Genomic DNA, 15,660 nt, shown 5'->3' with positions numbered 1-15,660 from the left:
GAAAAAACCGGACAACACATCGCCGGACCCTGCTGGCACAAAGTCAAAAAATGGTTCAACCTGAACGACGACCGCATCATCAAATACGAAATACCAGACGATGTCACGCCGCGCCCACCCCAAAACCTTTGGGTGCTGTCGACACCGGTTAGCTTCAACTATTGGTCCAAATCGGGCGAATACCACGACTGGATGGTTGGCTTCTTGGAACGAGACTCAGTTGATGATTCTTGGAGAGTTTGTGGACTCAAATATTCTTTCGCGCCATGATTGCTGTTGATGCGCTTGATGATTCGGCGTTAACGATCCAGTAAGCTACCAACGCGTTGTAATCACTCCCGTGGCTCAGTTGATGGCCTCAAAGATCTCCAGACCGCCAATCCAGGGGCGCAGCACCTCGGGTACGGTGACCGAGCCGTCGGCGTTCTGGTTGTTCTCCAGGATCATCAGGATCATCCGGCTCATCGCGCACAAGGTGCCGTTGAGGGTAGCCAGCGGGCGCACCCCGTCGGCATCACGCATCCGAATATTCAGGCGACGAGCCTGGAACTCGGTGCAATTGGAAGTCGAGGTGATCTCACGATACTTGCCCTGAGACGGCACCCACCCATAGCAGTCGTACTTGCGAGCGGCGCTGAGCCCCAGATCACCGGAAGCAACATCGAGCACCTGGAAGGGAATGCCCAGCGAGGAAATGAACTCCTTCTCATAACCCAGCAGCTTGGCGTGCTCGGCCTCAGCATCTTCCGGGGCGCAATAGACGAACATCTCGAATTTATCGAACCAGTGAACCCGGAAGATACCGCGGGTATCCTTGCCGTAGGAACCGGCCTCGCGGCGATAAGCCGGGGAGAACCCGGCATAGTGGCGGGGCAGCGTGTCGCCGTCGAGAATCTCATCGGCGTGGTACCCAGCCAACGCCACCTCCGCGGTGCCGACCAAATACATGTCGTCACGCTCCAAGTGGTAGACATCATCGGCGGCCTGACCCAGAAAACCCGTACCGTCCATCGCCGAGGGCTTCACCAAGGCGGGGACGACCATCGGGGTGAACCCCCACGTGGTAGCCATCGCCAGGGCGTGCTGCATCAGGGCGAATTCGAGCAGTGCACCGGGGCCGGTGAGGAAATAGAAGCGGGAACCCGATACCTTGGCGCCACGCTCCATATCGATGGCCCCGATCTTCTCGCCGATCTCCAGGTGATCACGCACGGTGATGCCTTCGGCAGCGAAATCGCGCGGGGTGCCCACCTGGTCGATGACGTAGAGGTCATCCTCGCCGCCGACCGGAACCCCATCAATGACCAGATTGCCGAAGCGCTTCATGACCTCTTCGAAATGCGCATTCGCCTCGTCGGCCGCGGTGTTGAGTTCCTTGACCTTCGCCGACAGTTCCTTGGTGCGCGCCAGCAGGGCGGCCTTCTGTTCCCCCGAGGCCTTGGCCACCTGCCCACCGAGGGATTTCTGCTCGGCACGGGTGGTCTCGAAGGAACTGATCGCTCTACGACGGGCATCGTCGGCAGACATTGCCTCATCCACCAGTTCCACGGATTCACCACGAGCCTGCTGGGAACGACGGAGCCTGTCGGGATCGGTGCGCAACACCTTCGGGTCGATCATGGAGGTCATCCTAGTGGCGTGCCCAGGCCAGATCGAGCCGGGACCATCGGCCGGTTCGAAGGCCGGGGTAGGGTGGAGGCCGGGGAAGAAAGGCGGTTGTCATGGAGCGTGCCCGCCGAGTGGGGGTGGTGTTCAACCCCACCAAAACCGCTGACCCCAGCCAATTCGCCGAGGAGATAACCCACGCGATCACCGACAATGACGACGAGGTGGTGGCCGTGTACCCCACCACTCGCGATGATCCGGGAACAGGGGTCACCACCGAATTGCTGCGTCACGGGGTGGATCTGGTGCTGGCGGCCGGAGGCGACGGAACCGTCCGCGCAGTCACCTCGGGACTCATTGACACCCAGGTACCCTGCGGTCTAGTTCCGCTGGGCACCGGGAATTTAATGGCTCGCAACCTGGGAATACCGATGGATCTCACCGAGGCCGTCGAGATCGCGCTGAATGCCCCACACCGCCCGATGGACATGGTACGGCTGATCATCGACCACGACACCGGCCACCCCACATGGTTCACCGGCATGGCGGGAGTGGGATTCGACGCGGCGATGATGCGCGACACCCACGAAGACCTCAAGAAGGTGATCGGTTCCGGGGCCTATGTGCTGGCCTTCGCAAAACACATCGCTACCCCGCCCCGGAAGGTGCGTATCCAGATCGATGCCCGCTCCCCAGTCAAACGTCGCTCGGTGCTCGTCATGGTGGGCAACACCCATTCCTTGAAGGGCGGGCTCGTGCTCTTTCCCGATGCCCGGCCCGACGACGGGCAGATCGATCTGGTGACCGCCACCCCCTACATCCCGGGAGCCTGGGCCAGGGTGCTGGGCGTACTGCTCAGGAGCCGGTACCTGAGACGACGGGCGAGAGCCGAATCCCGGGCGGTCCAGTTCGATGCGGGTCGGCGCATAACCCTGAGCTTCGACAAACCGATGCCGTGGGAGGTCGACGGCGACACGATAGGGACCGGAAAGATCTTCGAATTCAGTGTCCACCCCGGCGTGTTGCACGTGGTCACCCCATTGCACCACTTGGGGCTGCGCGATACGACGCTTCTCGGTTGAGTTCAGTTCCCGGAGCGGATCTCGTCGATCCAGTTGCGAGCGATCGCATAGTCCTCGTCGGTGCCGCCGAAGGGGGTGGCAGGTGCCTTACGATCGGCCCGGGCGTAGGAACCAAGGAAGACCACATCCTGACAGGTTCTCTTGAGCCCTTGGAGGGCGGCCGACATGCGTTCGTCAAGAACATGGCCCTCGGCGTCAACCGAGAAGCAGTATTCGCCCAGGGTTGTCTTCGCCGGGCGTGATTCGATACGGCACAGGTTGACCCCGCGCACAGCGAACTGCTGGAGGATATCGAGCAGCGCCCCCGGCCGGTCCTGGTGAATGTAGGCCACCAAGGAAGTCTTGTCATGACCGGTACGTTGCGGCAGTCGCCCGGTGGGGGCGACGAGCACGAACCGGGTGAGGGCCGCCTCGTTGTCGGAGATGTCGTGAGCCAGCGATTCCAGCCCGTAGAGGGAACCCGCGACCGATGCGCACACCGCGGCGTCGAGGCCGGAGGTCTCGTCGGCTATGGTCTGCGCGGCACCGGCGGTGGAACCGCGTTCAACGATCCGTGCTGCGGGCAGGTGGGCATCCAGCCACCCCCGGGTCTGAGCGATGGCGTGTGGGTGGGAGATGACGGTGCGGATATCGGCCATCCGGGTGCCGGGACGCACGCACAAATCGAAGGTGACCGGAATGATCACCTCGGCGATGATCTGCAAGGGGGCTAACGGGGAGGCTAGATTGTCCAGGGTCGCCGACACCCCACCCTCGACGGAGTTCTCGATCGGCACCAGGGATGCGCTCACCTCGCCGAGACGCACCGCATCCAAAGCCTGGGCGACAGTGGCGAAGGGCTTGGCCTCGGACACATCGAGCCCACGTTCCTCGGCTAAAGCGAGCAGCGCCTGATGGGTGAAAGTTCCCTCGGGACCGAAATATCCGTGCATGGACACACCCTAGCGAGTGCCCCATCTGGCGGTCCTCGGCACCCGCTGGGCGGAAAACGACTGTGCCATACTCGCACCATGACCCATGCCTCACGCGCATATTGGTTCGACGACAACCGCGCCAACTGGGATGACCGGGCAGCCGTCCATGAGGCCAGCGGCTACGGCATCGCTGAACTGCTCGCATCCCCCGAGGCAATCACCGCCGAAATAGCCCTGGATCGCGACCGGCTGGGTGAGTTGAACGGGCGTGAGGTCATCCATCTGCAATGCCACCTGGGTCTGGACACCATCTCCTTGGCCAGGATGGGAGCCGCCCGCGTGGTGGGCCTCGACCTATCCGGTGAATCCCTGCGCCGAGCCAGGGCCATCGCCGAACGTGCCAGGGCGAACATCGATTTCGTGGAGGCCAACGTTTACGATGCCCGGGCCGCGGTGACAGGCGACTTCGATGTCCTCTACACCTCAATCGGTGTGCTGTGCTGGCTGCCCGACGTCGCAGGGTGGGCCCGGGTGATCGCATCCCTGCTGAAACCCGGTGGCCGGCTCGTCTTCCGCGACGACCATCCCGTCTTCCAAGCCATCGGCGACGACCTGAGCAACGGTTTGGTGCTACGGGAACCCTATTTCCAGGCCGTTGAGCCAAGCACCTGGGAGGATGACACCTCCTATGTCGGGCCTGTCGGCGATGCGCCGGCCATCATCCACACGCGCAGCCACCAATGGAACCATTCCGTGGCCGAGATCATCACCGCCTTGCTGGATGCCGGACTAGTCATCGACGAGGTGACCGAGACCAGGTACTCGGCATGGCGTCGCTGGCCCGATGCGATGGAGCCCTGCCCGGAGGGATTCCGCTTCATCGATAAGGCGATGCGCAATTGTCTACCGTTGCAACTGGCGGTCGTTGCCCATCGTCCAACCCCGTCCTGACCCGGGATTGAAGTCCACGAGCGATCCTATTGGTCACTTTCACCCACAACACCGATAACCTTGGGGCGTGCGAGCAAGTGGATTCCCCACCAGGTTCGCGGTGCTGGCCACCGCGGCCGGTCTCACCATGACCTGCGCCCTCCCGGCGAACGCCGACACTGCGCCACCGCTGCCTTCCCCGGTCTATGCCACCACTGCCCTCCAGTCGATACCCGTCGAACAGATCGCCGCAGATGCCTGCAACACCCTGATTCCCACCGAGGACGCTCCCGATGAGACGCCGTGGCATCTGTCACGCCTCAACATGGAAGAGACCTGGAAGCTTGCCACCGGCAAGGGAGTGAAGATCGCCGTCATCGACACCGGTATTCAGGTGAACGGTTCCGAGTACACCCCGACGCGACGTTTCTCGGCCTACAACGTGCTGCCCCCGCTCCAGAACGCCAACCCCAGTGACAAATGGGAATGTCTGCACGGTACCTTCGTCGCCTCCCTAGCCGCGGCCCAGTCGGTGGACGGGCCCACGCAGTTCTCCGGCATCGCTCCCGATGCCCAGATCATCGGTGTCCGGGCACTCTACGGAACCAGCGCCCAAGAGCTTGATGGCGTGATTGCTGCGGTGCGCGCCGCCATCGCGATGCACGTAGATGTGATCAACATCTCCCAAGCCGCGAACCTCAACCGCGGCGAGTACGCCGACGCGATCAAGGCCGCACTGGATGCCGGCATCATCGTCGTGGCCGCCGCAGGCAATGCCAATGACATGGGCGGGGCCCCGCTGGCCTACCCAGCTGCCTACCCAGGGGTGATCTCGGTGGGCATGACCGATGCCGCCGACGTTGCCAGTCCCAATTCGATGTCGATGCCGGGCCGTGTCTCGGTCGCGGCACCCGGAGTGGATCTCACCGGGCTAGCCCCCTCCGCGACGGCCACCGGGCAGGTCTACGCCTACGGCCAGACCGGCACCTCCTATGCCGCCCCGATCGTGTCGGGGCTGGCAGCGCTGCTCATCCAGCATGCCCGGGATACGGGAGTGAAACTCACCCCCGCTGATGTCAAGCAGATCCTCGAACAAAGCGCTGATCCCCCCGCAGGCCCGGTACCCGATGACCAACTGGGCCACGGGATCGTCAACCCGGTCAGGGCCCTGGCCGGTGTTGCTCCGGTGCACAACGATCATGTGCCCTCCCCCACAAACACTGCGGCACCTGATGACCGACCGCCTCCGCCACGCCGGTCCAAGGCCGCGCTGCAGGCCGCGTTGGTCGTCGCGGCTCTCACCTTCGCCGGGGTAATCATCGGCGTTGGCTTGAAGGTGGCCCTGCCTGCCGCGCGCAAACGTGCTGGGCAACCGGCTGAAAAGGATTGATGAGGGCACCCATGCACGGCGACCGGTGAACCTCTCAAGACACCGTTGTCGCGCAGTCATCCATCGCACAGGCCATCGCTCATCCGTGGGGACAGTCCGTGGGGGCAGCCAATGAGTCCTGCGTATCGGACTACTCAACGCCGCGGGAAACCTCTTCCACTGGACAAGGCGACGACGGCAATAATGCCGCACCATGTCATTGCCATGGCTAAGAACCCACCGATCCCGCCCGGAACGGTTGCAATCGCGGTCAGCGGGACAGCCAATACCAGGGCAATCACCACCCTGAGCGTCATGGCACGGCGATCTCGGTCCCGCTGTAGTTCCTCGTAACCGCCCACCGGAACAGCAGGCGGGCTCGGGGGCATCGGTACCATCTGCTGATGAGAAGTATCCGGTTGCCCGGTTGGGTTCTGAGTCCATCCGTAGACTTGGTCAAAGGAGTCGTTGTAGGCGGTCTCGGTGTGGAACTCGTCGCGGGGATTCTCCATGGTCATGAAGGAATAATCCCACAACCTACAACAACCAGGGAATAGGGGTTGGCCCCGATCGCGCGACTCATGTGCACGGAACCTCCGTACAATGGAAATGGACCCAGAGCCCACCCTATGCAACATGTCAGGAGCATCATCTCACGTGGTGGTGCCGCCGACGCGCAAAGCATTAGCAGCACCACCACGGCCCAAAAATCTGCCAGTGAAATCCAGTTCTGGGTAGTTTATGCCCAGTGCATTTCACTAAGTGAATTTTTATTTCATGTGAGGCGCATCAGCTCAGTTCCTTCACCGGCGAATGAGCCGTCTGGATCAGCACTTTGCCGGTACGGGTAACCCAGGTGCCACGACCCACTGGCAGCTGACTAGGTCGCACGTCGCCGAACAGGCCACCTTCGTCCCTATTGCCGCTCATCACCAGGCCCGGATTCACCTGGTCCTTCATCCTGGTGAACAGCGGATCGGAGTAGAGGGCACGCCCCGCACCACCGGCACCCCGGGCAACGATGATGTGCAACCCAATATCACCAGCTTGGGAGATGAGGTCGGCAAAATTGCTTATCGGATTGTTCATCGAGGTGCCGACCAATTCGTAGTCGTCAATGACGATGAACAGCTCCGAACCGGTCCACCAAGAACGATCACGCAACTGCTGCTGGGTTACATCGGGGCCAGGCAATCGGGAACGAACCGCCTGGGCGGCTTGGGCGAACATGTCATTGGCCGCCTGCGCGGAGGCGCAGTAGCCGCCCGGCAGGAGGTGCTCGGTTTGAACCTCACCCAGCAGGGAACGCCGGTAGTCGGCGATGACGATCTTCGCCTCTTTCGGCGTGAACCGGGTGACGATGCCCTGCAGCATGATGCGCAGGATATTCGACTTGCCCGATTCGGGACCGCCGATGAAGGCGACGTGCGGCTCGCTCATCGGATCGAAGATGACCGGCGCAAGTTCCTCGCCATCCAGGGCGAACGGGATTCCACGGTTGACCCCGTCATAGGAGATAGTCGGCAGCGACGAGAGCGGGAAGTCCATGGGAAGCATGCGCACCTCGGCGGCCTTGGGGCCATGCCAGTGCTTCTGGGAGATCTCGATGAGGTTGCGCTGGCCGTCGGAGACGGAGTCGGCATTCTCCACCCCATCAATGCGAGGCAGGCCAATCAGGGTGTGCAGCCCCTGAGCGTTAATGCCACGACCCGGACGATCAGAAGGAACCAGGGCTGCAGCCTTGCGGTTCACCTCGGATTCGAAGGGATCACCGAGCTTCAGTTCCACCCTGGTCTGCAAGGAGTCACGCACATTCGCCCTGATGTCCATCCACTTGTTGGAGGCCACCCAGATGTGGATGCCGAAACCCAGACCGGAGGTGGCCAACGCCTGCACGGTGGCCTCTTGATCCTCAAATTCCGTCTTGAAGGTGCTCCACCCGTCGATGACCAAGAAGACATCGGTGGGAAAGCGGTCCGGCGGAATCTTCCCTTCGGCACGACCACGTCGGTAGGCGGTCATCGAGTCGATGCCCCGCTCGGCGAACATGAGTTCCCGGGAGGCCCGCAGCGAGTTCACCTCAGCGATCGTGCGGCGCACCCGGTCGACGTCGAGACGCCCGGTGACCGAGCCGACGTGGGGCAGATCCCTCATCGACATGAGACCGCCACCACCGAAGTCGAGTACGTAGAAGCCAACCTCGGCAGGAGTGTGGGTCAGTGAGAACGATGCGATGGAGGTACGCAGAGCCATGGATTTGCCGGTCTGCGGACCACCGATGACGGCCATGTGGCCGCCGGCACCGGAGAAATCCAACCACAACGGATCGCGTCGCTGATGCCGGGGCCGGTCGATGAGGGCGACGGGAGTTGATAACCGACCGTGCAGCGAAGTATCCAGCACCTGCAGGCCGCGCCCGGGCACCTCCCCGACCTGACCCAGCAGGGAGTCCAGGGTCGGCGGATCATCCAGCGGTGGAAGCCACACCTGGTGAGCGGGATAACCATGACCGCGCAGCCGAGACACTGTCAGACCGAGCAGGGTCTCCTCTTCCTCTTCGTCATCGTCGTTATCCATCGGTGCAGGCTCGGCGGCAGCGGGGGACTCGTCCAAAGACTGAGGCGGGGTTTCCTCTGCCTCCGGCGGTGGAGTCACCTTCGGGACGAACTCGGGAAGGAATTCGAGGACCGGCGGAGTCCAAGACCGGGTCGGGGCGGTGAGGGTGAGCTCCGAGGTCGAAGTGGTAGCCGACGCTGTCGGGGAACCATGCCAAGGACCCGACACATAGGCCGCCTTGAACCGCACCAAATCCTTGGTGCCCTCCTTGAGGTAGCCGTTACCAGGAGGCGAGGGCAATTCGTAGGCGTCGCCGACGCCAATGACGGTGCGGGATTCCGCGGCCGAGAAGGTGCGCAGGGCGATGCGGTAAGACAAGAAGGTATCCAGACCACGCAGTTTGCCCTCCTCAAGTCGCTGGGAGGCCAACAGGAGGTGCACCGCAATGGATCGACCGACTCGGCCGATCTGCAGGAACAGGTCGATGAATTCGGGCCGGGCGGTCAGCAATTCAGAGAACTCGTCGACGATGAAAAACAGCGAAGGCATCGGTTCCAGATCGGCGCCCGCCTGACGGGCGTTCTCGTAGTCTTCGCGGTTCTTGAAATTGCCCGCTGCCCTCAGGACCTCCATGCGCCGGTCCAGTTCGCCACCGATGGCGTCCTGCATCCGGTCGACGAGAATCAACTCATCCTCCAGGTTGGTGATCGTCGCCGAGACGTGTGGCAGGGAGTCCAGGCCAAGGAAGGTTGCACCGCCCTTGAAGTCAACGAGGATGAAGTTGAGCTGCTCGGGATCGTGGGTCATCGCCATGCCGAGCACCAGGGTGCGCAGGAACTCAGACTTACCGGAACCGGTTGCACCGATGCAGATGCCGTGCGGGCCCATACCACCTTGGGCGGATTCTTTGATATCGAGTTCGACGGGCTGGCCATGCTCCCCGGTGCCGAAGGGAATGCGCAGGTGCTGGTGCAGGGGCCGCAGCCGCCATGCATCGCGGACATCAAGGGTCAGCGGATCACCTACCCCGAGCATTGATGGGTAGTCCTTCGGCGCCTCGAAGACGACCTCGGGTTCCTCCTCGATCTCAGCAGTCACCGCGTCTGGCATCCGGTAGGGGGCCATCTGACGGGCGAGCATCTCCATGTAGACCATCTCCACCTGATCGGCCCGGCCCAGCGAGGTACGGGCCTGCTGGCCCTTGCTGCCGCGCCGGTACAAGATCAACTCCCCGGAATCGGTGATCTCCATGAAGGCGACTCTCGGATCGATCCTGCGTGGAAGCCCGTCGTCAGTGCCCAGATACAGCCCGGTGGCGTGGGTTCCCGGAGTGGAGAACGTCGTGGAGGCCACATCGGCGAGCCCGTCGACCACGATGAGATTCACTCTCGGGGTATGGTCGCTGTCAGCCTGGGCCCTCGCGCCGATGGTGCTCAGGTCGGTGGCGGAGGTAGCGAACATGCGTACCGGGCCGACACCGTCGGTCTCGGCGGGCGATTGCAGATGGGGTAGCCACTTGACCCACTGCCACTGATCCTGCATCGATTCGGCAGCTGCGACCATGATGCGTAGGTCGTTGGGCGTGTGCCAGATGGCTGTCTGGGCGAGTATCGCGAAGGCCAGTTTCCGGCACTTCTCCGGATCACCGATGAGCCGGATCTGCTCGAAGCCGTCGAGGTTCATCGCCAGTGGGACATCGGAGACCAATCGGTGGGTGCGCATGAATCGACGCAGAGCGCCGGTAGTCAGCGGTTCAAGGTCCTCCACTGGTTGCGCCTCGGGAGGGGTGATCCGCTTGGCAAACTGCTGGGAACCGACGGCGACCCGCACCGCGGCAAAGTCCTCATCCTCGGGGCGTCTTTCCCACATCCGGCGCTCGCCGACGAGGGTCCACAAGATATCCGGGGCTGGATGACGGAATTCGACCGAGGCGCGCTGCTGGTCGCCCGCCTCGCGCAGCGTCTTGCGAGTCTGTCCGAGGTAGCGGAAGTAGTCACGGCGATTCCCGTCGAGCTGCTGGGCCTGCTCATCGTTGCCCCGGCCTGCTGAAGAAATCACCATGCCGAGCATCGACACCCCGTACAGCACGCCGACCACACCACCCATGGCTCCCCGGCCACCGCCGAGGCCACCGCCACCCATCATCATCAGGCCCATGGCCAGGCCGCCAGCAAGCATCGGGAGCATCCGGAGAATCATTCCGAAATTGCGCCCGGTGGGTGGCGGCGGGATCTCAGGAGGCGGCTCCAGGAGGACGTCTCCTCGCGGCAGCGCCGGCTGCACGACCCGCTTGGGCCGATTGAAGGTCACCAATCCCATGGGTCCATCATGCCCTGAAACCGGGTTAGGCTTTGCCCCGTGAGTGCTGCTGATGAGGACCTCGCCCGGGTCACTGTGATTTCACCGACAAGGCGCGTCGACCTCGCGCTGCCGGGAAATGTCACCCTCGGAGAGCTTCTGCCCTCCGTGGTGCGTTTCTCGGGCTACGAGGGAGGAACCCCACAAGAGGCGGTTCATGGCTGGGTCCTGCAACGCTTCGGGCATGATCCACTCGATCCGAATGTGCAGGTTTCAAGGCTGAACATTCGTGATGGCGAGACCCTCTACCTGCGCCAGCGCGAGGCTGCCTTGCCCGATGCCGCCTTCGACGATGTCGTCGATGCGGTCTCTTCGACCACCGCGAAGCGACCTGCTTGGCAACCTAAGCATTCCCGGAGTTTCACCATCGGCGCATTGATCACCGCGTTGGTCGGCGTGCCAACCGGAGCCATGATGTTGCAGGCAGTTCAGCAACCCGTGGGCAACCGCGGCTATTGGGGAGCAACTGCCGCCCTGATCCTTGCCTTGGCCGCAGCCATCGCATCCATCGCTCTGTCCCGGGCCGCAGGCCGCTACCGCGTCTCGGCTGCACTGGCATGGTCTGCGGTGGCGCTGGCCGGGATCGGCGGTTTCCAATTGCTCGACCGGCCGGAATTGCCGGTCAAACTCGTCTTCACCTCTGCACTGCTCTTGGGCATGTCAGCGGCCTGCGCCCTGGCAGCGGCCGTTACCCAGATGGCCTTGTTCTCGGTTGCCGCGGCATCGGGCTGTTTGCTGGTGGCATCCGTCATCGCAGCCCTGAACCCGAGTTGGACGGTGCAATCCGCCGGGGTCGGGGTGGCCGTGTTACTCGCCACGACGGCGATGATGCCCACATGGTCATACCGGATCGCCCAGATCCACCTTCCTGCCTTGCCGAACACCGCCGATGACATCCTCGCCGATGAGGAACCGGTCCAGCCTGACATCGTATCCCGAGCCGTGTTCGCCGACCGGCTGCTCGCCGCGATGCTCACCGCAGCATGCATCGACATCGTCTTGTTCTGCCTGCTGCTACTGCCCCACGGCGGGGGTTGGCATGTAGGTCTGGCTACCTGCGCAGGGCTAGCCCTCATGATGCGCGCGCGGGCCTTCGTCGGGTTCAGCCAGCGTCTCGTCCTACTCAGCAGCGGAACCCTGGTCACCATGATCTCCGCGATTGGTTGGCTTGCCTGGATGCCCACGAGCCCGATTCTGCATGCCCTGCTGATCGTCGTCGTGCTCTCCGGCGGCGCAGTCGCGCTAACCCACTACGCAGCCGTCGGATACGCAAAGATCCTCTCCCCGACCTTCGGGCGGTGGGGTGACATCGTCGAGTGGCTTGCGGTGATGGCAGTGTTCCCACTCACCTTAGGCGTGATAGGCACCTACGGCTGGGTACAGACTCTGTTCACCGGGGCCCGATAGGCCGCGACCCTCAAACCTGCTGCGGAGTTCCGCGAAGGTGGTGGGTCTGGTGACGCCCTCTACGCCTTCTTTCCGTCTCCTCAGGGCATCAGCCGCCGAATAACATCTGGTATTCGATGGTGGTCGGCGGCATGGTAATCCGCTCCAACCGGCGGGGCATAGCGACGATGAGTTCGTTCTCCGCAAGATTGTTCGTCTGCTTGAGCAGCTGGGAGTTCAACGCCAAGCCGCGTTTCATATTCTCCGATACACGCCCGTCGCAGGGCGAGACGAGGGTGACATCGCAGGCTCGCATCGCATGAATTGCAGACGACGACGCGGCATCTTCCAGCACCAGGACCGACTGCCAGACCCCCAGGGACATCCGCGCGCCATCGGCCTCTGCGGAATCGTCCACGACCAGCGATGGACGATAAGGCCGACCTTGACCTGGGATCGCGGTCGGATCGGAGGTGACCTCGACGGTGCCCCCACAAGCCTGGAGCGCCTGCACCAATACCGTCCAGGCGCGGGGATTGGTGGTCACCAAGGTGATGTGCGCTCCCAAGGCCACCGAGCGGAAAATCAGGACCCATTTCATGTAGTCCCTAACGCAGGTAAAGACCCTTGTCGGCTGGGGACGGAATAGGCGCAGGGCCGCGGGCGAGCTATCTCGGCTGTGTCCCAACAGGATTCCACTCGTACTCATGCGGCCACCTGCCTTGCCATCGGAATGGTACCAAGCAGAACCGGCACCTGTTCGCCACCCGGTGCGGCGAAGTCGACGCGCGGGCTGGACTTCTTGATCGCGGCCAAAGCGTTCTGGGCCGCGGCAACATTCGTGGTCATCACCCTGACAGCACCTCCGGAGCGGTCATGAGAATCCAGGGTGTAGGAACACACCCCAAAGATGATGGAGAGGCCTGACAAAGTCTGCAACACTTCCGCATGGGTCTCGGCGGGTGTGGGCCCCCAGGATTCGATGACCCGCCCGGCATGCTCGAATCCGTCACAACTCCAGTGATCCCAGTGCTCCACCGAAGGCTGGCCGAATGCGTCAGCACTAGTTCCGGCGGTCACCGCCAGCACGTCGTTGATCTGGTTAGCCGTCAGTTCACGGGTAATGATGCCCTGCCTCTTGAGGGCCGACTGCACCCGGTGCAGCCCGAACCTCAATGTCGCATAAATTCCCTCGTCGCTGGCGCCACGGGTGCCGATGGCCTCCAAACACAGACGCGGGTCGAGGCGAACCCCGATCCAGGTGCGACGCACCGACGGGGGTACGGACGCCGAGCCGAGAATCTGGTTGTAGGACTCGATGGCAACCGACCCGTTGGGGAGCATCACCCGCGATGGCGCGGGCACCACGAAATCGATCACCTGGAGGGTCGCGAAGGTGATGTCGTCTTGGACGGTGAGCCCGCGCAGGGCCGACAGATCAATGTCCCGGGACTTGTCGGGGAACAGTTGGTCGTCGGTGACTAGGCCCAGCAAAGCGGTCCAGCATTCCCCGTCGGTGACCACCCCGACGTCGTCGCCACGTGCCGAACGGGTCTGCTTGACCGACAACTCCGGAACCCACTTGCCCAGCGGAGCCAATGACGTTGGCAGATTTGCCGAACGCCGTGAAGGGGCGTTCCTGCGACGGAAACGCCGCCTGCGCACCATCCTGTCAATGAGGGTCATCCGACGTATCGGAACCCCCAGGATCAAGGCTGTGACAAGCAACAATCCCGCCAAAGCGTAACCCAGCACGCCACCTTTCAGAGCCAACAAAGCCACCACGATGACGACGATCTCTAGGGCAAGTGCCCGCGACATTCTCATCTTTCCTCCTCCCCTGCGCCATTACTCTAGGACCCATGGCGTCACGCAAGGACCTCCTGAAGGCACAGTCCTTCATCACTGGGCGATTGTCTTCGTCCTTCATCGACCGCGATCCGGACAACCCAACTCGACCATTGAAGAGGGTCACCACGGGGACCTTCGTCGGAATCATGATCGGTGTGTTGATCGTGGCGGGCTGCGGCCTGTTCGGTTTCATCCGCCCGGGGAGCGGCACCCTGGACGAGAAAGGAACCTTGGTCACCGACGTGAGTTCGGGCCTGCTGTTCATCTACTACGTCTCAGAGAAAGACGGGCCTGTGCTGATGCCGATGGCGGACATCGCCTCCGCACGGTTGGCTATGGGCTCTGCCGACATCTCCGTGGTGAAAACTTCCCGGTTGCAGGGCATCACCCAAGACACGATGCGCGGCATCCCCGATGCACCCCGCCAGCTGCCGTCGAACACGCAGATGAACCCCTATCCCTTGCGCACCTGCTCCACTAAGCCGAACAGCAATGACCAGCGTTACATCACGGTCGAGGCCGGCCCCGCCGACGGCTCGGTGCCCACGACAGCCGTCGGCGATGACGTGGCGGCCGTCATTGAGACGGTGGAGCCGCAGAATGCGGGTAACCAGTTCCTGGTGGTCAACGGAGTGGCGCACAAGCTGTGGCGCAACTCCTCGGGACGCGCACCAGCAGCATCCACGCTGCCGGTGCTGAAGGCCGGCGATGCCTGGCTGGCCTCCCTGCCGATCGGCCTGCCGGTCGAGCCGCTGCCGATCAACAACCGCGGCGGCACACCGTCGAGCAATCAGGCTCAGTCCGATCTGCGGATCGGGTCCGTGGCGATGGTCGAGGCGACCGAGGTGAATCCCCAGCCCAGGTATTTTGTGCAGCTGGAGGATGGCCTAGCCGAGACTTCTTTCCTCAATATGGCCACCGAACTGGCCTATTTCGACACCACCAAGACTGATCCGACGAAGATCACTCCCGAGGCCGCGGAGAAAGCGACGAGCCTGCGTAACCCGGTGCTGAAGACCGAGGGCATTCCGATGGAGCGCCCGGCAGCACCGGAATCCCGGGATGCCAGCGCATCGATCTGTGCCACTTATGTGGATCCGAGCGCCAACGCAGGCCGTACCACTCCGGTGATCACTCTTGGCCAGACCACCCCGTCCTTGCCCAAGCGGGTCACCGACCAGCCTCCTTCGAGGGCTTATGCCGACTACATCAAGATGCCGTCCCTCAACGGGGTGCTGCTGCAGGACGAAAGCATTCCCGTGGCAAATTCGTCCCACGGCCCCACCTTCCTGCTCTCAGACTCGCAGGTCTACGGCATACCCGATGCGGCTTCGCGGGAAGCTCTCGGGTACAACGTGAGCGGTAAGAACTCCGTCAAGGTCCTCCGGGTTCCCAGCTACATGACCAAACTGCTGGGTGAGGCGAAGGTGAAGCTGTCGGCATCCGAGATCTCCCCCGCTCTGCCGGCCGACTTCAAGAAGGATGCACCGGCATGACAAGGAGATTCATCTCCCGTGACGACAGGGGGACCGCCTGGCCTGGGGTACTCGCTGCAGTGTTCACCCCGCACACCTCGGAGTTGGGTACTCAGAGAAGACGCCCTCATTTT

At 62.8% G+C, this 15,660-nt stretch carries 12 protein-coding genes; 6 read left to right on the top strand and 6 right to left on the bottom strand.

Translation table 11 applies throughout. The features are described from left to right. The coding region (locus HMPREF1531_RS14120) for a hypothetical protein (RefSeq protein WP_016668873.1) at window positions 1-270 on the top strand (270 nt) is incomplete at its 5' end. A 75-nt stretch (window positions 271-345) separates the two neighbouring features. Here the strand turns inward: HMPREF1531_RS14120 and serS are convergent. Next, a complete protein-coding gene (gene serS, locus HMPREF1531_RS05210) occupies window positions 346-1,620 on the bottom strand; it encodes a serine--tRNA ligase (protein WP_016668872.1) in 1,275 nt (424 codons plus the stop codon). Between the two features lie 101 nt (window positions 1,621-1,721). Here serS and HMPREF1531_RS05205 point away from each other — a divergent pair, with 101 nt between their 5' ends. After that, window positions 1,722-2,687 carry a diacylglycerol/lipid kinase family protein gene (locus tag HMPREF1531_RS05205; protein ID WP_016668871.1) on the top strand — a complete coding sequence of 322 codons (966 nt, stop codon included), beginning with the start codon at window positions 1,722-1,724 and terminating at the stop codon, window positions 2,685-2,687. A 2-nt stretch (window positions 2,688-2,689) separates the two neighbouring features. Here HMPREF1531_RS05205 and pheA read toward each other — a convergent pair whose 3' ends face one another. Beyond that, the gene (gene pheA / locus HMPREF1531_RS05200; RefSeq protein WP_016668870.1) at window positions 2,690-3,619 is read right to left on the bottom strand and encodes a prephenate dehydratase; all 930 of its coding nucleotides are present in this window, start codon (window positions 3,617-3,619) and stop codon (window positions 2,690-2,692) included. Window positions 3,620-3,697: 78 nt separating this feature from the next. Between pheA and HMPREF1531_RS05195 the strand changes: the two genes are divergently transcribed. Both HMPREF1531_RS05195 and HMPREF1531_RS05190 read left to right on the top strand, forming a co-directional pair. After that, window positions 3,698-4,552 (top strand): class I SAM-dependent methyltransferase, encoded by an 855-nt coding sequence (locus HMPREF1531_RS05195; protein ID WP_016668869.1) that lies wholly within the window; start codon window positions 3,698-3,700, stop codon window positions 4,550-4,552. A 67-nt stretch (window positions 4,553-4,619) separates the two neighbouring features. Further along, entirely contained in the window at window positions 4,620-5,921 is a 1,302-nt protein-coding gene (locus tag HMPREF1531_RS05190) for a S8 family serine peptidase (protein WP_156860180.1), read from the top strand. A gap of 134 nt (window positions 5,922-6,055) precedes the next feature. Here the strand turns inward: HMPREF1531_RS05190 and HMPREF1531_RS05185 are convergent, their stop codons facing one another. Further along, window positions 6,056-6,418 (bottom strand): hypothetical protein, encoded by a 363-nt coding sequence (locus HMPREF1531_RS05185; protein WP_016668867.1) that lies wholly within the window; start codon window positions 6,416-6,418, stop codon window positions 6,056-6,058. A gap of 271 nt (window positions 6,419-6,689) precedes the next feature. Continuing rightward, window positions 6,690-10,775: a type VII secretion protein EccC gene (locus HMPREF1531_RS05180; RefSeq protein WP_016668866.1), complete on the bottom strand. Its 4,086-nt coding sequence runs from the start codon at window positions 10,773-10,775 to the stop codon at window positions 6,690-6,692. A gap of 39 nt (window positions 10,776-10,814) precedes the next feature. Here HMPREF1531_RS05180 and eccD point away from each other — a divergent pair, with 39 nt between their 5' ends. Then, window positions 10,815-12,221 carry a type VII secretion integral membrane protein EccD gene (gene eccD / locus HMPREF1531_RS05175; protein ID WP_016668865.1) on the top strand — a complete coding sequence of 469 codons (1,407 nt, stop codon included), beginning with the start codon at window positions 10,815-10,817 and terminating at the stop codon, window positions 12,219-12,221. Window positions 12,222-12,309: 88 nt separating this feature from the next. Here the strand turns inward: eccD and HMPREF1531_RS05170 are convergent, their stop codons facing one another. Then, the gene (locus HMPREF1531_RS05170; protein WP_016668864.1) at window positions 12,310-12,909 is read right to left on the bottom strand and encodes a hypothetical protein; all 600 of its coding nucleotides are present in this window, start codon (window positions 12,907-12,909) and stop codon (window positions 12,310-12,312) included. Beyond that, the gene (locus HMPREF1531_RS05165) at window positions 12,906-14,027 is read right to left on the bottom strand and encodes a type VII secretion protein EccE (RefSeq protein ID WP_016668863.1); all 1,122 of its coding nucleotides are present in this window, start codon (window positions 14,025-14,027) and stop codon (window positions 12,906-12,908) included. Before HMPREF1531_RS05165 ends, HMPREF1531_RS05170 begins: the two co-directional genes overlap by 4 nt. 35 nt (window positions 14,028-14,062) lie before the next feature. On the opposite strand from HMPREF1531_RS05165, the gene eccB reads away from it, so the two are divergent. After that, complete coding sequence (eccB, locus tag HMPREF1531_RS05160) at window positions 14,063-15,547, top strand: type VII secretion protein EccB (RefSeq protein WP_016668862.1); 1,485 nt, start codon at window positions 14,063-14,065, stop codon at window positions 15,545-15,547. Window positions 15,548-15,660 lie beyond the last annotated feature (113 nt).

It is taken from the genome of Propionibacterium sp. oral taxon 192 str. F0372, from assembly GCF_000413315.1.
In the GTDB taxonomy this organism is placed as follows: Bacteria; Actinomycetota; Actinomycetes; order Propionibacteriales; family Propionibacteriaceae; genus Brooklawnia.
This window is presented reverse-complemented; position numbering and strand designations above follow the sequence as displayed.